This is a genomic window from Methanoregula sp. (assembly GCF_041645475.1).
Lineage (GTDB): Archaea > Halobacteriota > Methanomicrobia > Methanomicrobiales > Methanospirillaceae > Methanoregula.
In genome coordinates, this window is sequence record NZ_JBAZQA010000001.1 from 236,600 (window position 1) to 261,731 (window position 25,132).

Here is a 25,132-nt window from a genome sequence, read left to right on the forward strand (position 1 = left end):
CTCAAAGGTGTATTTAAGGATACGGAGCGGCCGGCCATATGAGTACTGCCACATTCACGCTTGATCCAATCCCGCCCTTTGATTTCGATCTCACGAGCGCGATCTTTGCCACCGGCGACCCGCAGATCCGCATCTTCCAGGACGGCCTCTTCTTTCAGGCGCTGGATATCCAAAGCACAGCGGTTCTCGTAGAAGTCCGTTCAGTGGGAACCAGGGATCAGCCGCAGATCCTTGTCACCTGCCACGCGGAGAGGCCGATAAGGAAAACTGCCATGGAAACGATCCGCCAGGCAGTTGCAACAATCTTCAGTACTGCTGATGACCCTGCGCTGTTTTACCGGGCAATGGCGGCTGACCCGGTCATGGCCGCCCTTACCCGGAGGCTCTGCGGGCTCCGTTGTCCGGGAACACCCACGGTCTTCGAGGCGGTCATTGACTCGGTCATCGAGCAGCAGATCTCCCTGGTTGCAGCCAGGAGTGCCGAGAACCGTCTCATTAAGGCAGTCGGAAGATCCCTCTCGCAGGAGGGCCGGATCTATTACTGCTACCCGACACCAGCGATTCTTGCGGAAGTGCCGGACACGGTCTTTCGCTCCTGCGGCCTCACGCTCCGGAAAGGCGAGTATATCCGGGGGATTTCCCGGGAGATTCTCAAAGGCAACCTTGACCCGGAAGCTTTCCGGAACGATCCGGATACGGAACCGGTTATCAGCGAACTTGTGAAGATACGGGGCATAGGGCGCTGGACTGCCGAACTTGCCATCCTCCGGGGGCTTCACCGGGCGGATGCGTTCCCGGCTGACGACGTGGCGGTCCGCAGGTTCATCTCGCGTTTTTACTTAAACGGTGCAAAGGTCTCACCTGCGGAGGCACGGCTCTTTTCGGAGCGGTGGGGCGATTACCGCGGCTTTGCCTCATTTTACCTGGAAACGGCAGAACGCATCGGGATCCCGCCGGAGGATCTTCCGGGCCAGGACCAGAAACAGGACTGAGCCCATGGGTACGGGGATACACCGGTTTTTCGCAACCGATATATAGGCTCGTTGTCTATCAGTGGATAAGAGGCACAGTCTTGACCACATGGGAAATGCCGAAAGGGCAGATGAGTATCATTGCAGGGATTGCTGCAATCATCCTCGGGATCATTGCAATCATCTTTCCGGTGCTTGCATTCTCACTCCTGGAATACGTATTTGCGATTTACGCAATCATCATGTCGGCAAACCTGGTCATGACCGGGCTTGCCCTGAAGAGCGGGAACCGCAGGCAGGGGTGGCTTTTTACCCTTGCCGGGGTTGTCGGGATACTTATCGGGCTTGCGATCATCTTTGCACCAAGGATCATGGCAGTCAGTGCCATGGATATCGTAGGCATCTGGGCGATTGTCGCCGGCGCAAGCGACATCATCTTTGTCTTTTCCTCAATCATGGGAGCCGAGCGGAGCATCAAGGCGGCAACCGGCATTCTTACGCTCGGAGCCGGGGTCCTCATCCTCATAGCCCCAAAGGCTATAGACAGTTTTCTCCTGGTCACGATGATTGGAATCTTTGCAATCATCATCGGTATCCTCACGATACTCTTCGGGAGGGCAAAACCCCGGGCACCAAGGCCGGTCAACCACCTCATATACAAATAACCATCTTTTTTAGCCGGACTGACCTGTGGCCCGGACGTTTTTTTTAAGCGGACAAGGATTTATTCCTGTACGATAAACGTAAGAGGACTACGGAGAGAAATTAAGAGATGGACCTTTCTGATGAAATTAAAACAGAGATGAAACGGACCGAAGAAGAGATCCATAAAACCGAGATAAGAAAGGAGATCGATGAGTTGAACGGCGGGATTAAACGGCCCGGCCCGGAGGTCTCGCGGGAAGTCCAGAAGCCATCCCCCGCACCATCAGCAACAGCGAACAACGAATAAACAGCGGGCAATCAGGACAACGGCCCGAGGAAACGCTCAATGCCGTACCTGAGTTCCGCAAGGGTTACCGGCTTCTGGAGCACCCCGAGATTTTTATCTTTCAGGGTGGCAATCTTCTCGTCAACTGACGGGGATGCCGAGAAGATGAGCACCGGGAGATCTTTCATGCCATATTCTTCGCGGACCTTTTCCAAAACTTCCCAGCCGTTCATGGGCGTCATCATGATATCGAGCAGGAGAAGATCCGGCGGCTCGGTACGGATGCGGACAAGTGCTTCAAGTACATCCGGTACGAGAACCGGTTCATAGCCGAGCCGCCCGAGCAGGAGCTCCATCAATTCAAGGATGGGCAAATCATCCTCGACAAGCATGATCTTATGCAACATGGTGTGCCTCCACGGGCAGGTGAATGGTAAACGTACTTCCGGCGTTCACGGTGCTCTCCACACAAATGTCTCCCCCGTGCATCTCAACTATCCGTTTGGCAATCGAGAGTGACAGCCCGATCCGGTCATATTTGCGCGATAACTTTGCTGCATCCGCGAGCTGGAACGGCTCGAAGATGGAAGATAAGGCGCTCTCCGGAATACCAATACCATTGTCCCGGACAGAGATAAGGTGATGCGATCCATCGGGTGACGGTCGGTAAGACACCCCGATCTTCCGCGGAGGCTTGGAGTAATTGATGGCATTCGAGAAGAGCGAGTCAAAAACACTGTACAAACGGTCCCTGTCGGCAGAGATCCGGAGATCTGCAGGGATGTCGAGCGCTATCTCGGCTTTGGCCGGGTATCCCCCGGCATCGATAACGCTCCTTACAAGAGTTGCAGGAGAAAAGGTTGAGTAGCTGAGATTGAGCCTGCCGCTCTCCAGCACCGAGAGTTCCAGCATCTGGTCGATGATCTGTCGTTCCCGGTCAACACTGACAAGACAGCGGTCAAGAATCTTTTTCGTCTCGTCCGTAATGCCGAAACCGGCGGGATCCGAGGTAAGGAGGTTTAAGTACCCGAGGATCGGCTGGAGGGGTGTGCGCATCTCGTGGGCAACCGTGATGATGATCCCCCGCCGCCGTTCATTGTCGAGCCGGATCTTCTCCTCGAGTTTCTGTTTCTCTGAAACGTCAACCAGGCTTATCATCGTGGCAGGTTTGCCAACATGGACAATCGGCATCGTGAACAGGGTACCAATCCGTTTCTCACCACCTTGGGTTATGAAGACGAACTGGGCTTTTTCCGGCATGCGGGATTTTTTCCCCCACCCTGACGAAAACTCAGTATACTTTTCCATGTCCTCCGGGTCGATGAGCTGGAGAAGGTCTTTTCCCATGACCTCAACGGGTTTGAACCCGGAGAAGTCGGAGAAGGCCGGGTTGGAGAACCGGATCTTGCCATCCTCGATGATCAGGATACCGGTCGGGGAATGCTCGGTGAGCTGCCGGTACTTCATCATATTGTCGTTGTTGGCTTTCTCCGCAAGCTTCCGGCCATTGATATTGATAGCCGTGCAGCTGAAGGTCTTGTCATCAACGGAACTCCAGGAGAGGTTGACCCAGCAGGCATCCCCTTCCTTTGTGGTGAACCGGGTCTCGAAATCCTCGGTTGAGGACTCATTCTGGATCCGCTCAAGGAAGCGTTCTTTCTCGCGGGGATTGTGGAGCAGGCCAAGAAGGGTATGCGACCGGATCTCTTCCTCGCTGTAATGGAGCATGGAGAAAAAGCGGGTGTTTGCCTGGAGCAGGGAGAAGTTGTCCCGGTCGAAGAGCACAATGCCCAGCTGGGAATGTTCGAAGACCGTTCGGTACCGGATCTCACCAGAGCGGATCTTCTCAATGAAGGTAGCAATGAGCACCGCAATGACGATAAAGAAGATGGCTTCCAGGGTAACGCCAATCATGGCAACGAAATCCGGGTAATTGAAATAATACCCAACGGCCTGGAACGCAATGCCGCAGAGCGCTGCAACATAGATCCCTTTCTTCGGGTAGAAGTAGGCCGCGTAGATGATCGGGAGGAAGAAAAGCGGATAATTGACAAAACCCAGGGACCGGTAAAAGGAGAGGGCCGTGATGAGCGTACAGCAGACCGCAAGCGACACGATGACAAAAAACCGAACCAGGTCGGTGTCAGTAACAGAACGATGAATGTGCGGAATTATTGTATTGTCCATCGTTGTACGGGTCATTGGTTATTCTTGTATTGGGATACAGATTATTAAAATATCAGGTTGGCAACAGACTTTTCCGTGGCGGCAGAGGACAAAAATAGGAACCTGCCGATCAGTGGGTTCTTATAACCCGCAGGGTAACCCGGTAATGGATGCGTCCCTATGTTGTAATCAACGCGGCCATGAGTGCCGACGGCAAGCTCTCAACCCGGGAGCGGCGGCAGGTCAAGATCTCCGGCACGCAGGACTTTACCCGCGTTGACCGGCTCAAGGCCGGCTGCGATGCGGTCATGGTCGGGATCGGTACCGTTCTTGCCGACGACCCCTCGCTTACCGTGAAATCTGAGGACTGTCGCAGGATGAGGAAAGAGCGGGGTACCGATGAACACCCGGCCCGCATCGTGGTGGACAGCCGGGCACGGACACCCCCTTCAGCCTCCATCCTGCACAAAGGGCAGGGAAGACGGATCATCGCCGTTTCCCGAAAGGCCGATGAGAAGCATGTGGCCGAACTCAGAAAGCATGCGACCGTGATCATAGCCGGAGAGGAAGAAGTTGATCTCAGGGCCTTGCTCGAAGAACTGGGGGTCATGGGAATCCAGCGCCTGATGGTGGAAGGCGGCGGTACCCTGATCGCCGGCCTGATTGCAGCCGGCCTGGTTGACGAGATTTACAGTTTTATCGGCAACATCATCATCGGGGGCAGGGATGCTCCCACGCTTGCGGACGGGGAAGGATTCGTAAAGGAATCGGAGTTCTGCAGGCTCACACTGATTGAGTCCCGCAGGATCGAAGACGGTATTCTCCTGCACTGGAAAGTCCTGCGTCCGGAATAATTTTTCATCCTTTTTTTTGACTTCCAGACCGGACTACAAACCATCTGCCGGATAACCGGTACAGGTTCCATAAGTCCCAAATTTTCTAAAAAAAGAAGATATCAGGAGGGATGTTCCCGCCCTGATTCAGCTTCTGGTTTTGTAGGCAACGAGCTGGTCGTAGACCTTGTAGACACTGCCGGATCTCATGGTGAGAATAACTTCCGTCCGGTCATTGCCCTTCGTTCCCTCGATCTCAACGATGGTACCCATAACGGGCTTGTCAACACCTTTTGTTTCAACGGTGCCATCGGGCTTGGTGACGCGGACATCCATGCGGGAAACGGACATCAGGCCCTTGCCACCATTGAACGAGGTCATGATCGTTGTTGAGTAGGTTCCGGCTTTTTCAACGCTGACGGAGACGGCCTGGCCCTCTGGAACAACATCCGTTGGGGACGGCTCAAGGGAACCTGCAGCCTTTGTCGGGGCTGCAGTCGCAACCGCGGTCGGGGCTGCGGTGGTTTCGATAACAGCGGGAGTCTGGGCCGGCGTTGCAGCCGGTGCGGGAGTTGACGGGGATGTGCATCCGGCAGCAACGAGCGCTACTGCAATCAGCACGAATGCGATAAACAGAAATCGTAGTTTCATGACAAGCATTCCGCGGGAAGAATATTTGATAATTGTGATACCGGCCGAAGCCCGGAGAACCTGCAGGCCTCAGGAACAGCATTGAGACAGAAACCGCGCACCGGATTTTCCGGACAGGCAGCTCACACGCGGCAAAGCCGGCAGATACCTCGGGGGATCCAGACTCCTCTGCCAAAAACATTTTAAAAACCGCGAGAGGGGAGGGTAACTCTCATAAGTCATACAGGTAATCCTGCAATAGTTCAGAACACCGGAGGAGGGGAACATATGCCAGAGTTAAGAACCATTCCCGAATTTATATTGGATTGAAGATCTTTTTTGCCATCATAACCCGCTCTTCCAGATCGGGTCCTTCGAGTTCTGCTACAACGGATTCGAGCACGGCCGGTATGTCGATATGCTGGGGGCATTGTTCCACGCACTGCCCGCACTGGACACATAATGATGCAAACTCGGGAGTCCCGAGTGCAACCACACCGCCGAGCCGGGCAGCGTACATGAATTTTTCCCCGTCGGGATTTTCAACCAGATTCAGGTTATTATAAATTTCAAAACAGAGGGGAATGTTCACTCCAGAGGGGCAGGGCATGCAGTACCGGCAGCCGGTACAACCGACTTTCATCAGTTCACGGTATTTCATTTCAACGCGCCTTACAAGATCCAGTTCCGCGTCTGTCAGCGAATCCGGGTATGCCTGATCAGCGATCCGGAGATTCTCATCGATGTGCTCTTCCTCGTTCATACCTGAAAGGACAACGCTGACCTCAGGGTGATTCCAGACCCAGCGGAGGGCCCATTCCGCAGGCGACCTCTTGTAATCAGCTTCATCCCAGATCTTTTTTGCAGCCAGCGGTACGTTCTTTGTCAGGTTTCCTCCGCGGAGGGGCTCCATGATGATGACGCCAAGACCTTTTGAGGCAGCGTATTTTAAGCCCGCGGTACCGGCCTGGTTCTTTTCGTCAAGGAAATTGTACTGGATCAGGCAGAAGTCCCAGGGGCAGGCGTCCACGATCCGCCGGAAATCCTCGCCAGCCCCGTGGAAGGAGAAGCCTGCATTCCGGATGCGGCCGTCTGCTTTGGCTTTGTCAAGGAAATCAGCCACCCCCAGTTTTTCTACCGTGTCCCAGAGGTCCCCGACAAGGGCATGGATCAGATAATAGTCGATGTGATCGGTCCGGAGTTTTTCGAGCTGGGCATTCAGGTACGTGTCCATATCCTCCCTGCTCTTAATAAGCCATGACGGGAGTTTTGTTGCGAGGTTTACTTTCTTACGGTATCCATCTGCAAGGGCGCGACCTAAAAATGGCTCGCTCTCACCCATGTGATAGGGCCAGGCCGAATCCACATAGTTCACACCCTGATCGATTGCGTAACGTACCTGCCGTGTGGCCCTCTCTTCGTCGATCGAGCCGTCCGGGTTCATGGGAAGACGCATGCATCCGAACCCGAGGATGGAAAGTTCGTCCCCGCTTCTGGGAATTTTCCGGTATAACATGTTCATTCACGCTCTTTTTCACATTTTTTTTCAGACGGTTCATGATACTGGAATTTTCCGGCATGATTATCCTGATGGTTTTAATTTCGTCATCCCGAGTTCCCGCAGCCATAAAGAAACCTGATCTGCTGCCTCGTATACCGCACGGCCCCGGACGGCAAGACCGTCATGAACGACTGACTTCGGGCAGAGATTTTTGATATCTGCGACACTTCCCCCAAGGCCGCTTCCCTCGTGCGTGCAGAAGGGTGCAATGGTCTTTCCCGCGAGATCGTACTCCTCCAGAAAGGTGAAGACCGGCATCGGCATTGTTCCCCACCAGGTGGGGTAACCGAGGAAGATCCGGTCATAGGGATCCAGGGTTGCCAGGTGGCGGGAAAGCTTCGGCCGGGCATTGATGCGAAGGTCTTCCTTGGCTGCTTCGGTGGCTTTTGAATAATCCTCAGGAGGCATGCAGCGGTTCAATGGGAAACAGGTCGCCCCCGGTCATTTCGCGGATCATCCTTGCCACGACTCGGTGTTGCCGATCGGCAGGTTAACGATTGTCCCGCCAACATAGTTGTTGCCCGGGCGCGAGAAATACGCGATCAGGCATTTTGCAGTATTTGTATGGATTTTCTTTCTATTCATGCTCGCATTCTCGTTACTATTTTCTAAAATTGCCAATCGGTTACCCGTTTTCTAGCCTTATACATTCTTTCCCATTTCATATGCCTGCTCCATCGCCGGGCTCCCTTTGATGGCCCCAATATTCCCTGCATTGGTCCCAAAGATGATCCCTTTCTCATTCAGGCCGCGGTAACAGGATGTGAATCCCCTAAATCCTTCAATCGTCCTTTCAAGCGCGTCTCTGCTGGGGTCCGCTGCAGTGACGATGAAATAGATGTCCTTGGTGCCGAAATCAGGATATTTCGGGTGTGTCCTGTCAATCAGTGTCTTCATCTGCGCATTCATGGTGTAAAAGTATACGGGAGTTGCCATTACGAGAACATCGGCCACAGTCATTTTTTCAAGGATTCCGGCTATGTCATCCTTCAGGACGCATTTCCCTCCGTTACTCTGGCATGCCATGCAACCAAGACAGAAATGGATCTTTTTCTCTCTCAAGAAAATTTTCTCTGCACGGTTTCCGGCTTCCGTTGCACCTTTCATGAACTGGTCGCAGAGCAGGTCGGAATTTCCACCCTTCCTTGGACTCGCTGATAAAACTAACACGTTCTGGTTCATTGATTAACTCCTCCTTCAACCGCTTCTGCCCGTATCGCGGATGTAACTACAGTATATATCTAGTATGTATGGCAAATATAGTGCATACAGACAAAGATGTGTCATACTAACATGAATGAAACTATTGAGTCTACGCCGAAAAAATACAAGTACAGCTGGGGCATTGAGGCAACCCTGGATGTGATCGGGGGCAAATGGAAACCGCTGGTCATCTACCAGCTCAGGGACGGGACATTGCGTTTCAGCCAGATCGCAGACCGGGTAACACCCCGGATCACCCAGAGGATGCTGACAAAAGAGCTCCGCGAACTGGAGAAAGACGGCCTTGTCACGAGAAAGGTGTACCCGCAGGTTCCGCCGAAAGTGGAGTATTCTCTCACGGAAACAGCACAATCCTTAATCCCGATCCTCGACCAGCTCTGCAACTGGGGGTATGACCACATGAATGAGGACATCGAGTTCAAGTGTGAAGAATAACCGGCGTCTCTCCGAAAATTTTTTTTAAGAACACATTGTTGACGGTTATAAATTTATAATTAAATTGATCCTCTCCAACATCCCGAAAATTATTCTCACGATCTTTATCTTTTAGAGGTTACCGAGGAATTCTATAGACCGAAATTATTTTTATCTACTACCATACCATTGGATGCTATGGACGAAGTTATTAAGAAAATTGTTCTGTTAATGGTTTATCTGGCGATTCTCGGTTGTATTATTGCAGGAGTCCACTACGTTGTCATTGATCTCCCGATGCAGCAAGCTGCGCTCCAACCGCCCCCGAACATGAGCTGGCCACGCCCGTAATCCCGACAAGGATCACCCTGCGCTCCACCGCGCCCGCGAACAGCGTAAGCAACGAGGACAGCAAAAATCCCGTCAGATATGCCTACGGTATGCGTAAGTCCATGACCATAGCCCTCATTGAGCCGGAGCGGGTAATTTCCTGGCCTTGAGGGTTGGCCGGTCGAGACGGTGATTGTGCTGCAGCACGTAACAGCCAATTTTCTTTTCGATTAATCCACGGTCAACAGTGTTTTTTTACAAGAACCCAAGGCTCATTTCCCTTAACAACTGAACACTGGTATACGTACATCGCCATCATCGTCCTTGCAATCGTATTCCTCTTAATCGCCATACGTCAGGTTGGCAGGTTCAGCCTGAAGATCTGGCAGATCATGCTGGGCGGAGCGATCGCAGTCCTCCTGACCGGCCAGATCGCACCCGCCGATGCACTCCGGGCAATTGATCCGGACGTTATGCTCTTCCTCTTCGGCATGTTCGTTGTCGGGGAGACACTTGTTTCGAGCGGGTACCTCTCCAGTCTTGCCAACCGCTTTTTTTCCCGGGCAAAAAATCCCGACCAGGTTGTTCTTGGCATCCTCTTCGGGATGGGCATCCTCTCGGCGCTCCTGATGAACGACACGCTCGCCGTGATCGGCACGCCTCTTGTCCTTGCCCTTGCCGCAGGCCGGAGGATATCAAAGAAACTGCTCCTGCTTGCGCTTGCGTTTGCGATCACCACCGGCAGCGTGATGAGCCCGATAGGAAACCCGCAGAACCTGCTTGTTGCGATAAACTCAGGGATGGCCTCGCCATTTGTCACGTTTGCGCTCTACCTTGCTATCCCGACGCTGGCCTGTCTCGCTATCGCGTATGCCGTGCTCCGCGTGTTCTACCGGGACGAGTTCCAGCCCCGTACCTTTGAGGCGGAGGCCGTGCAACAACCCGATCCAAGGCTTGCCCTGCTTGCAAAGATCTCGCTTGCAGTCGTCCTCGTGCTCGCAGTAGTCAACATCCTCGCCTCGCTCCTCACCGGTTCCATGCTCGTTACCCTGCCGCTGATCGCGATCGGGGCAGCCCTGCCCGTGCTGCTCTTTTCCGAGAAGCGGTTTGTCATCCTGCGGGGAATCGACTGGTGCACGCTTGTTTTCTTTGCTGCAATGTTCGTCCTGATGGCGAGCGTCTGGCAGACCGGCGTCTTCCAGTCCCTGGTCAGCAACGGGATGCTCACTTCCGTCCCGGCGCTGCTTGCAACAAGTATCGTCTTCAGCCAGTTCATCTCCAATGTCCCGTTCGTTGCGCTCTTCCAGCCGCTTGTTATGGCAGCAGGAAGTGGCACGGCCCAGCTCATGGCGCTTGCTGCCGGCAGCACGATTGCCGGCAACCTCACGATCCTCGGTGCTGCAAGCAACGTGATCATTATCCAGAACGCGGAGAAGCAGGGCGTGACCCTGACGTTCATGGAATTTTTAAAAGTCGGGCTCCCCTTAACGGTGCTGCAGCTGATCGTGTACGCGGGCTGGCTGATGGTTGTGGGGTAAAGGGGATGGCCGGTTCCGGCCCTGCGCCGTGGTGAACGGAATGCCGGCCGGTTCACGCACCGCGTAAGAACGTCCGCACGACCGCGAGGAACTCGTCCTCTTTTTCCAGGTGGTGGGCATGCGAAGCGTCCTCGAAAACTGCGATCTGCGAACCCGGCAGCATTTTCTGGTAATACGCAGTTGAGGCCGGTGTCGCTTCATCGTACCGCCCGCAGGTGAAGAGCACGGGAACGGTGATCTCCCGGAGCCGGGCCGTAACATCGAACGAGCCGAGGGTCCCGGTGCAGGTGAACTCGCTTGGGCCCCACATGTACCGGTACACCGGGATCGCGAACCGCTCCATTGAGCGCATCAGGCAGTCCGGCCAGGGATCCATCCGGCAGATGTGGAGGCGATAGTATGCCATCATCGCGTCCTGGTACTCCGGTGATTCAAAGTCCCCGGTTGTTTCGTGGCGGAGAATGATATCGCGGGTTTCTTTTGGAAGTTCGCTCACGTACTGCCGCTGGTCGGCATTCCAGCGCGAGGCCGCGAGGCAGGGGCCTGAGAGAATTAACCGCTGCACTCCCGCGGGCCGCTTCCGGAGCATGTACTCCACGGCAAGCATGCTCCCCCAGGACTGGCCGAGAATGTGAAACGTATCAAGACCAAGAGCGTTCTGTACCTGTGCGAGTTCTTCTGCAAAGCGTTCAACCGTGAGAAGCGATTCATCCGGAACCGGGCCGGAGTTCCCGCACCCCAGCTGATCGTAGAAGATGACCGGCCGCTCGTCCGCAAGTTTTGCAAGCGGCAGCAGGTAGTCGTGCGGTATGCCCGGGCCGCCATGCAGCACGAGCAGCGGTGTTCCGGTTTTTTCCGGGCCGAATATCCGGTACCAGACCTTCCCGCCCGTGACGGGAATTTTTCCTTCGCATAGTTTTCCGGTCATTAAAAATTCCTCCGGGTCTGAAATTTTTTATGTAACAACGAATAGGATTTTGATTGGTTATAATGGTGGACGATAGCGGGTGAAAGTGTTTTGAATTATTTTATTTCATGCGTATCGGTTCAAACCATTCACCGCATAACGGAGATTCCGGTCAGGACATCCACATTTCCCCCACCGTCGTAAAACTGACTCTCCGTCGAAGAAAAACCCACAAATCGTCCCCCATTACCCAAACCGGGCTCAAATTGGGCCGCATATAATGCACTCCGGAGCCTCATAGCAGCGTTTGGCAGGCTTCCATTTCGCTCGTGCGACCTTCAGTCCAACGAAAAAAAGGATGTGAAAACTCACGCAGGTTTTGAAAAGGGCAAAATAGTTCCTTTACGTCATTTCGGGCCCGAATGGAGCACCGATGGAATCCGGGCGGTTTACGTGGTTTTTCGGAAATGCCCCGTTTGGCAATCCGGACGTTTTACGGGGTTTTCTGGATCACAAGTCACGGTTTGGCAGGATGCTCAGGTGCGGTAAAACGTTGAGTCCGGAATAACCCCCCACCGGTTCTCCGGACAACCACCCGTCCGGAAAAACTGGCGGACCTCTGCTGGAAAGGGACTAAAAAGGCCGTTTTCAGAGGTCAAAATGCACCACAAACGGATAAAAAACGGCCAATGCTGCCGTAGTTTAAAACCCGTGTTCTGTAATTCGCCAGAAAATGCGACCCTCAAAAAGACGGTTTTGCAAATCGGGCTCCAATTGGCAAACGGGGCATTTTTAAGAGGAGATAGTTTTCAGGGGGTTTTCAGGTCCTGAACTCCCGGGAACCCGGGGTCGCACGCAGGAAACCAACACTTCCGGAAGGTTTTGACATTACGGTCCATGAAAAAAACATGCCGAAAAAAACTATATCCCTTGACGCACAGAACACAACTGACCAGCGGATATCGTCAGCCACGGTCATATGATCCCGCTCACGGCAAAAGTGTGGCAGCATACGGGCACATACAATGGATGATATCACAAAAAACGGATCGGGGGACGTCGGGATGCCGGAATGCGAAGAGCGGTATCGTACGATCCTGCGGACCGCTCTGGACGGGTTCTGCATTATTGACAGGAGCGGCCGGTTCATCGAAGTGAATGACACCTTGTGCAAAATGCTCGGGTATACCCGGGAGGAGATGCAGAGCCGTTCCCTTCACCAGATTGAGACAAAACTGACACCCAATCAGATCACGGAGCGTATACAGGAGATCACCCGGACGGGTTCAGACCGGTTCGAGACCCAGTACCGGTGCAGGGACAGAAACCTTATCGATGTTGAAGTCAGTGTCGTGTATTCGGATAAGATCCAGGGAGGTCTTGTCCTCTTCCTCCGGGATATCACGGAACGTAAGAACGCAGAAAAAGCTCTCCGGGAAACCAATACGGCGTTCTCCCAGGCGCAGGAACTCGCGCATGTTGGCTCCTGGCACTATGATCTCCGGCAGAATGTCATTACCTGGTCGGACGAACTCTACCGGATCTTCGGGTACAGACCCGGCGGGATTGTTCTGGACCTGGAAAAGATCCGGGAACGGATCCATCCCGATGATCTCGACAAACACGACCGGATCCTTGCAGCCGCGGCAGAGACGCATGTCTATGAACCCGGTGAATACCGCATCATCCATCCTGACGGTACCATGGGGTATATTTCCACGAAAGGGTTTGCTACGGTTGACGAAAACTCAGAAGTCACCCATCTGATGGGTGTGGTCCAGGACATCACTGAGCGCAAGTTTGCAGAAGAGAATATTCTTCTCGCAAACCGCAACCTTGCCCTTATGACAGATATCACTTACCAGGATATCCAGAACAAGGTTACCGCCCTGAGAGGATATGTGGAACTCATGAAGAAGAGCGGGACCGGACAGGAGCGGGTCTCATTTCTTCCTGCCATGAGCGAGATCCTGGAGACCATCCACCACCTCATAACCAACACAAAGGATTACCTGAGAATGGGTGCTGACCAGTCCCGGTGGATAAATCTTGAACAGATTATCCAAAAGGAAGCCTCGGTGCTCGCAGGGAATAAGGAGATCACCCTGTCGGTCCGTCTTGATGCAATCGAGATCTGGTCTGATCCCCTGATAGGCAGGGTATTTCAAAATCTCCTTGATAATGCAGTGCGGCATGGCAGAACCGTAACAGGAATCTCCTTTGGATACCAGGAGATCCCGGAGGGTCTTTTGCTGATCTGCAATGACGATGGCAGCGGTATTCCGGAAGAGGAAAAAGCGCACATCTTTGAGCGGGTTGTTGCGGGGGAAGGAAGATTCGGGCTGTTCTTTGCTCATGAATTTCTTTCCGCATCCGGTATGGCAATCCGGGAGACCGGAGAGGCCGGCACCGGTGCCCGGTTTGAGATTACCGTTCCCAAAAGGATGTACCGGTTCGCCGGCACCGCAGCGCAGTGATCCGGAATTTCCTGGTAACCGGCAACGCTATTAAAAAAACATCCGGTGGATCTAAAAAGGTGGTTACCCGGGGCCGGACGGGAAGAAGATCGACGGAGTATGCGATATACTCACTTATGCCGATTCCGGGATCCGGCATACGATTCTCCTAAACAACACGATAAATAGATTGCCGGATCAAAAATGGAGATCCAGCCATCCTCATGATCGAGAGAACGTTCCGGATGGATCCATTTTTTCTATTGTTGCTATTTGTTCATTTCACGCTTTTAGCGCTGAATTTGCCCCGACATCCCGATTTTGACCAGAAATGCTATAATAGAGTATACAAGAACATATAAACAAAGATAAAAACCAGTGAGAGATTTCAGTCCTGTGAGCGATTGTGATGAACGGCCCCCCGCCAAATGGAAACGAAGGTATCGTTGATATTTTCGTTTTAAGTACCAGTGGAACCCTTGCCCCGATGATCAGGGAGCATCTGGAGCAGAATGGATATCAAGTAACCCTTTTCGATGACGGCGAACACCTCCTTGAAACCTTAAAAACGGGAAAACCAAACCTCCTCATCTGTGATACAACGGATTCGGCATTGCCCGCCTTTGATATCTGCCGGCAGATGAAAGCTGACCGGGATCTCTGGGTAATCCCCGTCCTTATCCTTACCGGCGCTTCAGCGTTATCGGATCTTCTGTTTGTGCTGGACAGCAATGCGGACAATTTCATCTCACTTCCCTATGATCTTCCCTATCTCCTCTCACTCATTGGCGGCATGCGGGATACCCCCGTGGAGCGTCCGACACCAGACCAGATCAAAACTCAGTTCAAGATCCAGCATAATGACCATATCTTCGTCATTACTGCGGATCGCAGGAAACTCCTCGAGTTCCTTCTCTCCTCGTTCGAGATTGCGGTCACCAAACATGAGGAGATCTCGCGGGCAAAAGAGCAGATCCGGTTCCTTGATCAGTCCGTGAAAAAACTTGAATCCGCTACTGAGGAAAACAAGGAGGCCATCCGACTTCTGAACAAAACCGTGAATCAAAAAGATCAGGATATCCGTGTTTTCCAATCGGAGATTGCAGACAAAGACCAGCTGAATGCAGAATTGAAAGGGGAAAAAGAGACCCTCCAAAAAGATCTTGAGATTACCCAGTCTCTTCTCACGGATACCAGAAAAAGTCTGAACACACTGACACAGGCCAGGGATGCTGCGCTCGTTTCGCACAACAATGAAATCAGAACCCTGAATGAAAAGATTACAAACCTTTCCGGGAAAATAGATTCTTTAACTCATGAGCATGCACGTGTAACGGATTCCCTCCGACTCGCTTCAAGCCGGTGTTCTGAAACCGAAAAGGATCTGGCCGGTCTCAGGGTTCAGAAGGATCAGGCTGATGTATCACTTGCCACCCGTTTGCAGGAATATAATGATATGAAAAGTGCCTGGGAGAAAGAAAAAACCCGGGCACTTGCGGCTGAAGAGAAGATAAAAATCGTACTCACTTCAACGGAAGAGCGAAACACCGGACTCACCCGTGTGATTGAGGAACTGACCGGGGTCTCAAAACAGCAGGAGTCGGGTATTGCACGGCTGAACGAGGATCTTGCAGATGCAAAGGCCCATAGTGCAAATCTTGAAGTCCAGATCACCTCTCTGGAAAAAGAAAAAGAACTGGTAGAATCTGCACTGGGTGCCCGGATCGACGACCTGCGGGAACAGCTCGAAGAATTACAGGTCCAGTTCAGTGCAGCAACCGGCGTCATTGAAGAGAAAGAAACCGCCTTCAAATCCCTTGATGTCAATTTTGCCGCTTTGAACCTTGAGATGGACAAGACTGTTGAAAAAGTCCGCAGTCTCACCGCTGAACTTGAAGACACAAGGTCTGCCCTGACGGAAGAGAAACTCAACCTGGCTGCACGCGAAGATGAGATTGCTGAGATGACATCAGAAAAAGAGCGGGCATCTGCCACCACCTCAGCCCTTTCCCAAACACTGAGTGAGATCCAATCCGAACTTCAGTACGAGAGGGAGCAACGCCGTGGATCTGAGGAGAGACTCAATACCGTGATCCTTGAACAGACTGCCCGGCTCCATTCACTAGAGGGGGCACATACCGAAGTAAAAAGCGATCTGGACCTTCACCGGACGGACCTGGTCCAGACTCGGTCCAACCTTGACATTGTGGTCAGGGAAAAAACCGATCTCGAAAACACGCTGACGGATGCCAAGGTTAAGATCCATCTGCTTGAACAGGAGATCCACTCCGTTTCGGCAGGCCAGGCGCAGGCCGGCCAGCAGGCCCGGTCGCTCGGGGAGGAACTGGAACAGGTCCGCGCGGCGCTGGAAACGGAAAGGCGGTTGCGCCGTGTTGCCGAAGAAAGTATGCAATCTGCCCTTGCGGCCCATGAGCGATCCAGCCTGGATATCGGACGCCTCCGGGGCGAACGGGGCTCCCTGGAGGCCGCCTTTGAGGCTGCACAGGCATCCACCCACAACGCTGAGCGGGAAAGGAACACTGCATTACAAAATCTGGCAAAAATCCGTGAAGAACTGGCAGAAACAAAAAAAGAACAGTCACTTCTGGTCTTGCAGCAAAACGAGAAAATGCGGCTTCTTTCTGAAGAACTGGAATCTGCAAGGGCATCTTCCTCCGATACAGTGCGGGCAAAGGATGCTGCATTACAAGACCTGAAAAAAATCAGCGAAAAACATGCGGAAATGGAAAAACTGCAGGAACATGAGGCTGCACAACAGAGAGAAAAAATTCAGAATCTTTCTGAAGATCTTGATTCTGCCCGCATCCACAGTAAGACGCTTGAAGAACGTGTTGAGACTCTCATCAGGGAAAAAACGGCTGCTGAAAATACCATCTCTTCCCTCTCAACTGAGATCGATCATGCCAGGACCGCTCTTGCGGATGAATGGGAAGAACACGTAAATGAAAAAATGGCTGCTGAAAATACCATCTCTTCTCTCTCAACTGAGATCGATCATGCCAGGACTGCTCTTGCGGATGAATGGGAAGAACACGTAAATGAAAAAATGGCTGCTGAAAATACCATCTCTTCTCTCTCAACTGAGATCGATCATGCCAGGACTGCTCTTGCGGATGAATGGGAGGACCACATGAATGCCCAGGAACAGCTGATGGTGGCAACCGAAGTGAGGGATCGACCCGCCGGTCCGGCACTCCCAAAGGATACAGAAGCGGAACCGGTAAAGAAGCGGGCGGTCATTGTGAAAGGCCCAGATCTTCCGATGGTCGTGCGGCCGGCATCTTTACCCATGAAAATCCCCCAAAAACCCGAACCGGATGTTGTGAGAATCACCGGGGTTGAAGATCTGTTTGAAGATGACGTCCCCGTTTCTGAGATCGTACGGAAAGAACCCACAGAAACGGCCTTCCCCGGGACAGTTGATTACGTTATCAGCAGCCAAAAAGCTGAATCCGTATTGCCCGAAACGGATTCATTTAATGAAGAACCGGGTGTTTCCTTCGACAATGTTCAGGAAGTGCGAGAGGGTTCAGAGTACACTGAAGATTCGGATGATGAGGAATCTGCAGGACCGGAATATGAGGAGAGTGCTGAAGAGCCCATGGAGGATATGCCGGGCGAACCTGATGATGTGGTTAAACCCGGTTTTTCCTTCAACCGAGCCCAGTGGTTTGATCTCCTCCGCTGGTCACATCATTCCGGTGCACTCTCCCAGGAGCAGAGAATGCAGATTGTGCGAATGGGCCGACTCATCCAGAGGGGCAGGAGACTGACTCATAAGCAGGAAGAGCAGGTCATGGAGATGATAACCCTCGCACAGGCAATGGGGTACCGTTTTACCACATAGAAGCAGAATCCCCGCCGGGCATTTTTTTTTAAATTCCGGTCCCGCTCCGTCTCCAGATACGTGTCATTCAGGTGCAGGACAACCCGGTCTGCTGACGGTGACGGCTATGACGGTACACTCTTCTGGGAACAGCAATCTCAAAACGTGCACCTGAACCGGGGCTCCCCGTCTCCCGTATGGTGATATCGGTAATAGAAAGAATCTCGCGGCTGAGAAAAAGCCCGAGGCCTGTATGTTTCCCTACACCCTGTTCGAAAATGCGCTCTTTGTCTTCTGCCAGTATGCCACTCCCATTATCTTCCAGCGTGATCACGAGGCAGTTGTCGGCAACTCTGGTGGTAATTCTGATCTCTGAAACATTGTTTCCATGACGCAGGGAGTTATCGATCAGGTTCTCAAACACCCGGGGACAAAGGGGGTCTGCATAGATCTCAATGTTGTTAGTCTCTATCAGTAATTTCAGTTCCGGCACTTCCGCCCGGATCATGACAACGTCAAGGAGAGAACCAAGGTTGAACCATTGTGGGGAGAGCTTGCCTAGTTCCTGGTACATACGGGCCATTTCGAGATGGCTGAAGATCTCTTTTCCGGCAGTATCCACCTCATCGAGATGTCGGATTACCTCCGGGTCAGTAACAGCATTCCGCGATCGTTTCAGTCTTCCACGCAGAACCGTGAGCCGGTTGGCGATATCATGCCTTGTAAGTTCATTGAGGATACGGATCTTTTTGTTCACGAGCACGAATGCATTCTCCGCCATTTTTTGCTCGGTTATGTCTGAAAGATACAGCAGGGTTGCGGGTCGGCCATCCCAATCGATACAGAGTCTTGTGCAAACAAAGAGCCGAAAAAGACCATACCGGGTAAGTGCCCTGAACGTGATCTCTTCTTCCGGCCCGGTTTCCCCGGATCGTTCCTGCAACAGCAACGGAATCATCTTATGATCCTCTGCCGGAACGAACTCCATAAGCCGGTGTCCTTCCATCTCTTCCCTGGCAGATGCCCCAAGAGATCGTCTGACTGAGGAATTGGTATAAATAATTACACCCTCCCGTACGAGGAGCACGCCCTCACGGGCATTCTCAATGATCTGCCGGTACTGTTTCTTTTCCCGGTACTCCTTTTTCATTTCCAGAAGAGTCCGATACAAACCGTCATAGCGGGACGTGTTTTCTTCGGATTTTTTTTGGTCGGGTATTTCCGGATAAATCCTGTTTCCATGAGCCGGGTCTGTTGCATTCTCACATGAAAAAAATATAACCGGCAGTACGGGTACGTTTTTCTGGATCTCTTTGAGAAACAACATCCCGTCCATATCCGGCAGCTGGAAATCCGAGACAATCGAATCATAGGACTTCTGTCTTAGCATTTCCAGAGCCGTGTGTGCTGACAGGGCTGTATCTACCGCGATGTCTCCTGACACCTCCAGGCGTTTCTTACCTGATTTGAGAGCGTCAGGGTTGTCATCGACATACAGCACCAGCATCATATGTCCGCCATTCCCGGTTACAGGCCGGAGTCGATATCGCCGAGCAGCTGTTTGATATCGATCCAGATGATAAGCTCGTTGATCTCCTTGTCCTTGACCTTGATCTTGCGCTTGATGATACCAATAATGGATGTCTCCTCCTTGCTGACTGAAGCAGACGTATAATCCACCTGGTTCCCCTCAAATGTCGAGACGGAGGTCACATCATCAACAAGAATCCCGATCTTCGACCTGGCGATCTTATCATCAAGGACAATGATCCGGGACGAATCGATGCTGGTCACACTCTCTTCGGTTATGTTCAACCGGTGCTTGAGGTCGATGATCATGGTGATCTCTCCCCGCAGGTCGATGATGCCCTTTACGTAAGAAGGAACATTGGGGAGTTTTGTGATGGTCGTGTACTCCACAACCTCCTTCACATCGAACAGGTCCACGGCAAAGTGCTCGCTTCCCAGCACGAACTCCACAACCTGAATGGTACTTGTCATGTCTCTTTCGGAAGTAACGGGGGTATTTGCCGTTGCAACAGGTTCACTTACCTTTGCTGTCATGGGCAATTTCCTCCCGGTCAATCCACCTTGAATTTCTTGTTGGCTTCCATTGCCTGGAGTGCAACGTCATTGACGGTCTGGATCATCCGGGTGATCTCATCGATCGCAGCTGCAGATTCTTCTGTTGCCGCGGCCGTGTCTCCGGACTCCTTGGCCGTCCGCTCGATCAGGTTTGCCACTTCGTGCACGCTCGCGGTGATCTCTTCAGTGGTTGCTGCCTGTTCCTCGGTTGCTGCGGCGACTTCGGATGCACTGTTCGCAACCGCCTCTGCAGCTTTCTGGATTGTCCTGAAGGCTTCAAGGGCCTGCTGTGACTCCTCTACACCTTTCTTGACCAGAACCTGGGCACCTTCCATACCATCCGCTGCTTTCTTGGTGGCAATGTTGAGCTGCGTGATCATCTCTTCGATCTTTTCCGCGCTTGAACGGGACTCCTGTGCCAGCGATTTGACTTCCGATGCAACAACCGCAAAGCCCCTGCCGTGCTCTCCCGCACGGGCAGCTTCTATCGCCGCATTGAGAGCGAGCAGGTTGGTCTGGCTGGCAAGGTCGCGGATCAGGACGATGATCTTGCCGATATCGGTCATCTGTTTCTCGATTTCCTTGATGACCTCATATGTCCTGCCGGACTCCGTGGTGATATCCATCATATCCTTGTTGACTTTTTCTGCAAGGATGGCACCGCTCTTGGCTGATGCGTTTGCGGTGTTTGCCTGGGTGGAGACACTTTCCATGCTGGAGGTAATTTCCTCAACAGCTGCGCTCATGTCCTGCATAGCCTTGGACATCTGCTCAACACCCTCGGAGGACTTTTGGGCATTTTCTGACACAACGCTTGAGTTCTTTGCGATCTGGTTGACGCTCTTTGAGGCATCTTCAACACTCCTGGTGGCGTTGTCTGCCGTGGAGGTCAGGTTCAGCATCTGCTTGTTGACGTCTGCGATATTCTTCTCAAGGCTGATTACAATGCCACGGACCGCGTCCCGGAGCTTGATGATCTGTTCATATACGTCTTTGGTATCCTCATCCGGTTTTAAAAGATCCACACGGATTGTGAGATCGCCAGCTGCCATCTTGGCATATGCCTGGGACAGGATATCAACCTGACCTGCCATGAACTCCCGGGACTTGACAATTTTGGTGATCTCGTTGTACGTAATGTAAACGTACTTCACATTCCCTTTTTCATCCAGAAGGGGGATGTTGGCCCTGACAATGACATGGATCCCCGTAGGGGTTTCAAAGGTGCTCTCGCCACGTGTTATTCTTTTTGTTGTTATAGCGTCCTGAACAGATTCACCGGAATCCTTAAGGTATTTTATCATGTTCTGTGTGCGGAAATCGCTGAAGCGGATTGCGAGTAACCGATCCCGGCCGTACCCGACCAGTTTCATGAACGAATCATTCACCATCTGAATTTTTAGATCCGCATCGATAACCACCTGGGCGAGCGGATTCTTTTCAAACATTTCTGAAAATTCTTGGAGATCTACCATCATCTTCACCCGAGTTTGACAATTTTCTCTTTCCACACTTCATTCATGACTTCACCAAGGCCGGTGTACATTGCTGCAAGCCCGCAGATGACCCCTTCAATACCCGCGATATGGAGGATCGTCTCGTTCCCGAGAGCATTGCCAATAACCAGCAACAGGAAGAGCAGCACAAGGAGACCGAACACTATCTGGAGTGCCCTTGACAGCCGGAATGTGATGATAAACATCACGAGCGAGAAGAGGCCCCATATTGCAAGGAACGATACAAGCGCTTCTTTCTGGAGAGCAGCACCCCATCCCAGGATCGGCATCAGGATCATGAACACAAGCGCGATCCAGAACGACCCATAGGATATGAAAGCAACCATACCGAACGTGTTGTTCTTCTTCCACTCCATAATCCCTGCAATGATCTGGGCGATACCCCCATAGAATATACCCATTGCAAAGATCGCAGATCCCATACCGAAAAGGCCTGCGTTGTGCAAATTCAGGATGATCGTTGTCAGCCCGAATGCCAGTAGACCCAGTGCACCCGGGTTTGCCGTGTTGTCAGAAATTCTCATCTCGTTCTTAAATACTGGATCAACTGTTGTCTGCATGCGTAATCACCAACTTCCCTGAATTTCGTTCATCTCGTCCATACCTGTGATGTGTAACCAGCCGTAGAGGAGCTGTGCCCGTCCTGCATCCGAGGAGGTGCTCTTCACATGGATTGGCATCTCTTTCCAGAGGCCGGCTTGGCCGGTCTGTTTCATATCCTGTGGCAACATGATACTACCCCGTCCTGTCATTGCCGGGCCCGAAAGTCCGTAAAGCGAAATATTCATCGAGTTTCACAGACAGCTGGTTCAGGAGGATGACCTGTTCCTGAAGACCATCCCTGCTTTGCCTGTGCGAGAATGAAATCTTTCCACCGGATGATGCGTCTGTTGAGTCTGTTACCATTTCATTCACCTGAATTTGAATCGTGCATTGGATTTGCCATGCCTTTTAGAATGACAAATCATCATGTGAAAGAAAATTGTGATAAATATGTGCATGCGCATGGCTAATACGCACGGCAAATAAAATAGATTTATATGGAAATTTGATGAATATCTGCCAGGTTGGTACTATGGAAGAATACCGGGTCGAGATTGACCGTATCAAAGAGATCCTTTCCACTCACCCGGAAGGTTTGAGTATCACGGATATAGCCGGCCAATTGCAGCTGAACCGGAACTCGGTTGCAAAATATATGGATATTCTCCAGATACAGGGTGCTGTTGACGGACGGAAGATCGGGACTTCCAAGATCTATTATCACTCCCAGCGCATTCCTGCATTTTCCTTACGGAAAGTCTGTTCGCGACCCCTTCTTGTGTGTAATCAGGATTTTATTGTAACGGATATGAACCAGGAGTTCCAGTCATATTCCGGCCTCTCCTCCGACCAGGTACTCCAGAAACCCGTTGATTCCCTTCCGATCCAGTTCCTGGAAGGGGGCACGTCCCAGCAGGTCTTAAAAAGAACGCTCAAAGGTGTTGAACAACGGGTTCGTTCGCAGGTACGGGTTGGATCAATAACCCAGCCCTGCAATCTTCTTCTCCTCCCCGTTGTCTTTGAAACAGGAAAACCCGGTATTTCCCTGATCATGGAAGATACTGCACCCTCAGGAAAACCGTCCCCTGCAGATCAGGCAACGCAGGATCTTGTGAGTCTTCTGGATGATGAGATAGAGTATATTGTTACCTACACTCCCGAAGGCATCATCCGCTTTGCAAATGAGTCGTACTGTAAAGCGGTGGGAAAGAGCCGGGAAGACCTGGTAGGAAGACCATTCAAACCCCTCGTGTCACCTGATGATTCTGAGCGGATACGGGAACACCTGGATCATCTCACGGTCCAGTATCCGGTCGGCACGATCGAGTACCGGGCCATTGTTGCGAACGGAGAATTACGACATCTGCGCTGGCAGGATCGCGCCCATTTCAACACCCGGGGCGAAGTCATAAACTACACCTCGTGCGGCATGGATATTACCGACATTGTGGTTGCAGGCCAGAAACTCAAGAAGACCCAGGAGACTCTTGAGGAGACCATCATCAGCCGGACTGAAGATCTCCGGACCATCAACCGCCATATGTATGAAGAGATTGCACGGCGTGAAACCATGGAAGAGGAACTGCTCCGTACGCAGTTTGCCATAGATCATGCTGCGGACATGATCTTCTGGGTAAACCGGAATGCTCACATACAGTACGCCAACGCAATTGCGATAAAAACGCTCGGGTATACCGGCCCGGATATCCTGAATCTTCCTTTTGCGGAGATTATTCCGCTGTACTCTCTTTCATCCTGGGACGAGATCTGGGCGGGACTCAAAAAAACCGGTACCCTGTCTTCTGAAACGGTCCTTATAAAGAATGACGGAAGCCGTTTCCCGGCGGAAGTTACTCTCACCTCCCTGGAATACCGGGGAAAGGAGTTTGCGTATTGTTTTTCCCGGGACCTCTCGGAACGCACACGAATGGAACGGGCACTTCAGGAAGCAAACAAGAAACTCAACATCTATACAAGCATAGCCAGACACGATATTCAGAACAAGATTACGGTCTTACTGGGATATTTGGGACGGACAAAGAAAGCGGTAAAGGATCCGGTTGTTCTGGAATACCTGGACCGGCAGGAACTGGCGGCAAAGGCGATACGAAACGAGATCAACCTGACCCGGGATTTCAAGGATCTTGGGGCAAGGCCCCCCGAGTGGCAGAATGTCCGGTCGGTCCTGGATGGGGTTATCCGACAGCAGAATCCGGAAATACTGACATTCACCATCGATCTGCCAGAAACTGAAATTTATGCCGATGGACAGATTGATCGCGTATTTGACCGGCTGTTCGGGTCAGGGATAATGCCGGATGCTGCGCCCCGGCATATCCGCATCGGCTCCATCCGGAAAGAGAGGAGTCTCATCCTGGTTATCGAGTACGAGTGTGACGGGGTAAAGCCGGAAGCCAAAGAAGGGCTTTTCGAAGTGCAGGCTTTCGGAAACCGGGGGTTGTTTATGGCGCGCGAAATCCTCTCCCTCACCGGTATCACCTTAATGGAAACCGGTTTGTACGGGACGAGCACGCGATTTGAGATTGGGATTCCCGACACGTATTACAGGGAATCTTACTGATGTGTGAATTTTCAGGGATTTTTTTTAAAAGAAAAAGTACGGAAAAAAGCAATATTCCGGCACATAAAGAACAATGCATAAATATCACCGTCCTTAACAGAGATACGGGAATAGCATTTCGGTACTAGGATGATCCACATACTCCTCGTAGATGATGACAAAGACATACTGGATATCATGCGTCTTGATCTCGAAGACGATCCAGCCTTTGCTGTCGATACCTGCAGCGCATCATCAGAAGCTCTGGAAAAAACCAGAAATGAAAAATACGATGTGATCGTTGCCGACTGGCGCATGCCGGGGATGAACGGCACTGAGCTCATCCGGCAGTTGAGAGGCAACGGTTGTATCTCGCTCGTCATCCTGTACTCCGGACACAACATCGGTTCAGATATACGGTCCGCCATGGAGAGCGGGGCGGATTATTATATCCACCGTGGCGGCGATCCTGACTCGGAATTCACCCAGCTGCGGCAGATTATTGGGAAGACAACCGGTTCCCGCGATGCCCATAAAACAACCTGAACGAACCTGCATTGTATAATCGGTTCCGGATATCCCCCGGTTATTCTCCGGGGGACACCTGCTTTTCTCGTTT

Annotated in this window: 24 protein-coding genes; 11 read left to right on the forward strand and 13 right to left on the reverse strand. The window is 52.1% G+C overall.

The features are described from left to right. Positions 1-38: 38 nt before the first annotated feature. The 3 genes from WC598_RS01150 (at position 39) to WC598_RS01160 (ending at position 1,923) form a co-directional block, all read left to right on the forward strand. Positions 39-992, forward strand: coding sequence for a DNA-3-methyladenine glycosylase (locus tag WC598_RS01150; protein WP_372959627.1), 954 nt, complete (start codon positions 39-41; stop codon positions 990-992). Between the two features lie 110 nt (positions 993-1,102). Beyond that, positions 1,103-1,636, forward strand: coding sequence for a DUF308 domain-containing protein (locus tag WC598_RS01155; protein WP_372959628.1), 534 nt, complete (start codon positions 1,103-1,105; stop codon positions 1,634-1,636). Positions 1,637-1,743: 107 nt separating this feature from the next. Continuing rightward, positions 1,744-1,923 carry a hypothetical protein gene (locus WC598_RS01160; protein WP_372959629.1) on the forward strand — a complete coding sequence of 60 codons (180 nt, stop codon included), beginning with the start codon at positions 1,744-1,746 and terminating at the stop codon, positions 1,921-1,923. Positions 1,924-1,934: 11 nt separating this feature from the next. On the opposite strand, the gene WC598_RS01165 is transcribed toward WC598_RS01160, so the two are convergent. Together WC598_RS01165 and WC598_RS01170 are read right to left on the reverse strand one after the other, a co-directional pair. Next, positions 1,935-2,309, reverse strand: a complete 375-nt coding sequence (locus WC598_RS01165) for a response regulator (protein ID WP_372959630.1) — start codon at positions 2,307-2,309, stop codon at positions 1,935-1,937. Beyond that, complete coding sequence (locus tag WC598_RS01170) at positions 2,299-4,104, reverse strand: PAS domain S-box protein (protein WP_372959631.1); 1,806 nt, start codon at positions 4,102-4,104, stop codon at positions 2,299-2,301. The genes WC598_RS01165 and WC598_RS01170 overlap by 11 nt, the downstream gene beginning before the upstream one ends. Positions 4,105-4,238: 134 nt before the next feature. Here WC598_RS01170 and WC598_RS01175 point away from each other — a divergent pair, with 134 nt between their 5' ends. Then, entirely contained in the window at positions 4,239-4,922 is a 684-nt protein-coding gene (locus WC598_RS01175) for a 2,5-diamino-6-(ribosylamino)-4(3H)-pyrimidinone 5'-phosphate reductase (RefSeq protein WP_372959632.1), read from the forward strand. Positions 4,923-5,048: 126 nt separating this feature from the next. On the opposite strand, the gene WC598_RS01180 is transcribed toward WC598_RS01175, so the two are convergent. From WC598_RS01180 to WC598_RS01200, 5 genes are all read right to left on the reverse strand, one after another. Continuing rightward, positions 5,049-5,552, reverse strand: coding sequence for a hypothetical protein (locus WC598_RS01180; RefSeq protein WP_372959633.1), 504 nt, complete (start codon positions 5,550-5,552; stop codon positions 5,049-5,051). Positions 5,553-5,847: 295 nt separating this feature from the next. Beyond that, positions 5,848-7,047 carry an aldo/keto reductase gene (locus tag WC598_RS01185; RefSeq protein WP_372959634.1) on the reverse strand — a complete coding sequence of 400 codons (1,200 nt, stop codon included), beginning with the start codon at positions 7,045-7,047 and terminating at the stop codon, positions 5,848-5,850. 66 nt (positions 7,048-7,113) lie between these two features. Further along, positions 7,114-7,500, reverse strand: coding sequence for a flavodoxin (locus tag WC598_RS01190; RefSeq protein WP_372959635.1), 387 nt, complete (start codon positions 7,498-7,500; stop codon positions 7,114-7,116). A gap of 45 nt (positions 7,501-7,545) precedes the next feature. Beyond that, the gene (locus WC598_RS01195) at positions 7,546-7,677 is read right to left on the reverse strand and encodes a hypothetical protein (RefSeq protein ID WP_372959636.1); all 132 of its coding nucleotides are present in this window, start codon (positions 7,675-7,677) and stop codon (positions 7,546-7,548) included. 57 nt (positions 7,678-7,734) lie between these two features. After that, positions 7,735-8,274: a flavodoxin family protein gene (locus WC598_RS01200; protein WP_372959637.1), complete on the reverse strand. Its 540-nt coding sequence runs from the start codon at positions 8,272-8,274 to the stop codon at positions 7,735-7,737. 111 nt (positions 8,275-8,385) lie between these two features. Between WC598_RS01200 and WC598_RS01205 the strand changes: the two genes are divergently transcribed. The 3 genes from WC598_RS01205 to WC598_RS01215 all read left to right on the forward strand — a co-directional run bounded on the left by WC598_RS01205 (position 8,386) and on the right by WC598_RS01215 (position 10,598). Further along, complete coding sequence (locus WC598_RS01205) at positions 8,386-8,751, forward strand: winged helix-turn-helix transcriptional regulator (protein WP_372959638.1); 366 nt, start codon at positions 8,386-8,388, stop codon at positions 8,749-8,751. Between the two features lie 177 nt (positions 8,752-8,928). After that, positions 8,929-9,081, forward strand: coding sequence for a hypothetical protein (locus WC598_RS01210; protein ID WP_372959639.1), 153 nt, complete (start codon positions 8,929-8,931; stop codon positions 9,079-9,081). A 329-nt stretch (positions 9,082-9,410) separates the two neighbouring features. Next, positions 9,411-10,598: an SLC13 family permease gene (locus WC598_RS01215; protein WP_372959773.1), complete on the forward strand. Its 1,188-nt coding sequence runs from the start codon at positions 9,411-9,413 to the stop codon at positions 10,596-10,598. A gap of 52 nt (positions 10,599-10,650) precedes the next feature. Here WC598_RS01215 and WC598_RS01220 read toward each other — a convergent pair whose 3' ends face one another. Further along, positions 10,651-11,526 (reverse strand): proline iminopeptidase-family hydrolase, encoded by an 876-nt coding sequence (locus tag WC598_RS01220; RefSeq protein WP_372959640.1) that lies wholly within the window; start codon positions 11,524-11,526, stop codon positions 10,651-10,653. A 1,043-nt stretch (positions 11,527-12,569) separates the two neighbouring features. On the opposite strand from WC598_RS01220, the gene WC598_RS01225 reads away from it, so the two are divergent. Continuing rightward, entirely contained in the window at positions 12,570-13,982 is a 1,413-nt protein-coding gene (locus WC598_RS01225; RefSeq protein ID WP_372959641.1) for a PAS domain S-box protein, read from the forward strand. 388 nt (positions 13,983-14,370) lie between these two features. Next, positions 14,371-17,829 carry a response regulator gene (locus WC598_RS01230; RefSeq protein ID WP_372959642.1) on the forward strand — a complete coding sequence of 1,153 codons (3,459 nt, stop codon included), beginning with the start codon at positions 14,371-14,373 and terminating at the stop codon, positions 17,827-17,829. 67 nt (positions 17,830-17,896) lie between these two features. Here the strand turns inward: WC598_RS01230 and WC598_RS01235 are convergent, their stop codons facing one another. The 5 genes from WC598_RS01235 to WC598_RS01255 are packed head-to-tail and all read right to left on the reverse strand — an operon-like array spanning position 17,897 to position 22,141. Then, entirely contained in the window at positions 17,897-19,318 is a 1,422-nt protein-coding gene (locus WC598_RS01235; RefSeq protein WP_372959643.1) for a response regulator, read from the reverse strand. Between the two features lie 17 nt (positions 19,319-19,335). Then, a complete protein-coding gene (locus tag WC598_RS01240) occupies positions 19,336-19,872 on the reverse strand; it encodes a chemotaxis protein CheW (RefSeq protein ID WP_372959644.1) in 537 nt (178 codons plus the stop codon). 17 nt (positions 19,873-19,889) lie between these two features. Then, complete coding sequence (locus WC598_RS01245) at positions 19,890-21,341, reverse strand: methyl-accepting chemotaxis protein (RefSeq protein ID WP_372959645.1); 1,452 nt, start codon at positions 21,339-21,341, stop codon at positions 19,890-19,892. Between the two features lie 32 nt (positions 21,342-21,373). Next, positions 21,374-21,970 carry an acetate uptake transporter gene (locus WC598_RS01250; RefSeq protein ID WP_372959646.1) on the reverse strand — a complete coding sequence of 199 codons (597 nt, stop codon included), beginning with the start codon at positions 21,968-21,970 and terminating at the stop codon, positions 21,374-21,376. 6 nt (positions 21,971-21,976) lie between these two features. Further along, positions 21,977-22,141, reverse strand: coding sequence for a hypothetical protein (locus tag WC598_RS01255; protein WP_372959647.1), 165 nt, complete (start codon positions 22,139-22,141; stop codon positions 21,977-21,979). 320 nt (positions 22,142-22,461) lie between these two features. On the opposite strand from WC598_RS01255, the gene WC598_RS01260 reads away from it, so the two are divergent. Continuing rightward, complete coding sequence (locus WC598_RS01260) at positions 22,462-24,534, forward strand: PAS domain S-box protein (protein ID WP_372959648.1); 2,073 nt, start codon at positions 22,462-22,464, stop codon at positions 24,532-24,534. Positions 24,535-24,663: 129 nt separating this feature from the next. Next, complete coding sequence (locus WC598_RS01265; protein WP_372959649.1) at positions 24,664-25,059, forward strand: response regulator transcription factor; 396 nt, start codon at positions 24,664-24,666, stop codon at positions 25,057-25,059. The last annotated feature ends 73 nt before the right edge of the window (positions 25,060-25,132 follow it).